Origin of the sequence: Streptomyces sp. NPDC001401, assembly GCF_042895385.1 — a bacterium.
Lineage (GTDB): Bacteria > Actinomycetota > Actinomycetes > Streptomycetales > Streptomycetaceae > Streptomyces.
The window spans coordinates 1-1,023 of record NZ_JBIAWI010000055.1 but is presented as its reverse complement, the minus strand read 5'-3'; the positions used below and the strand labels follow the sequence as shown (position 1 = coordinate 1,023).

Here is a 1,023-nt window from a genome sequence, read left to right as displayed (position 1 = left end):
GGAGCTGTCGAAGGTGGGACTGGCGATTGGGACGAAGTCGTAACAAGGTAGCCGTACCGGAAGGTGCGGCTGGATCACCTCCTTTCTAAGGAGCACTTCTTACTCGGACCTAGTCCGGGTCAGAGGCCAGTACATCGGCGAATGTCTGATGCTGGTTGCTCATGGGTGGAACGTTGATTATTCGGCACGGTCCAGGACGGACCAGGCGCTAGTACTGCCCCTTCGGGGGTGTGGAACGCTGATCTGGTCGGCTGGTCGTGCCGGGCACGCTGTTGGGTGTCTGAGGGAATGAATTCCCTCGATGCCGGCCCCGGTGAAGCATCACGTGAGTGGTGTGTGACGGGTGGCTGGTCGTTGTTTGAGAACTGCACAGTGGACGCGAGCATCTGTGGCCAAGTTTTTAAGGGCGCACGGTGGATGCCTTGGTACCAGGAACCGATGAAGGACGTGGGAGGCCACGATAGGCCCCGGGGAGTCGTCAACCAGGCTTTGATCCGGGGGTGTCCGAATGGGGAAACCCGGCAGTCGTCATGGGCTGTCACCCATACCTGAACACATAGGGTATGTGGAGGGAACGCGGGGAAGTGAAACATCTCAGTACCCGCAGGAAGAGAAAACAACCGTGATTCCGGGAGTAGTGGCGAGCGAAACCGGATGAGGCCAAACCGTATGCGTGTGAGACCCGGCAGGGGTTGCGCATACGGGGTTGTGGGATTTCTCTTGATCAGTCTGCCGGCTGGTCGGCGAGTCAGAAACCGTATGGATAGGCGAAGGACATGCGAAAGGTCCGGCGTAGAGGGTAAGACCCCCGTAGTCGAAATCTGTACGGCTCGCTTGAGAAACACCCAAGTAGCACGGGGCCCGAGAAATCCCGTGTGAATCTGGCGGGACCACCCGCTAAGCCTAAATATTCCCTGGTGACCGATAGCGGATAGTACCGTGAGGGAATGGTGAAAAGTACCGCGGGAGCGGAGTGAAATAGTACCTGAAACCGTGTGCCTACAAGCCGTGGGAGCGTCGGAA

2 rRNA genes are annotated in these 1,023 nt (G+C 58.3%); both read left to right on the top strand.

The features are described 5' to 3' along the window. Positions 1-85 (top strand): 16S ribosomal RNA (locus ACFY10_RS55060); the annotation flags it as partial. A 305-nt stretch (positions 86-390) separates the two neighbouring features. Then, a 23S ribosomal RNA gene (locus ACFY10_RS55055) occupies positions 391-1,023 on the top strand; the annotation flags it as partial.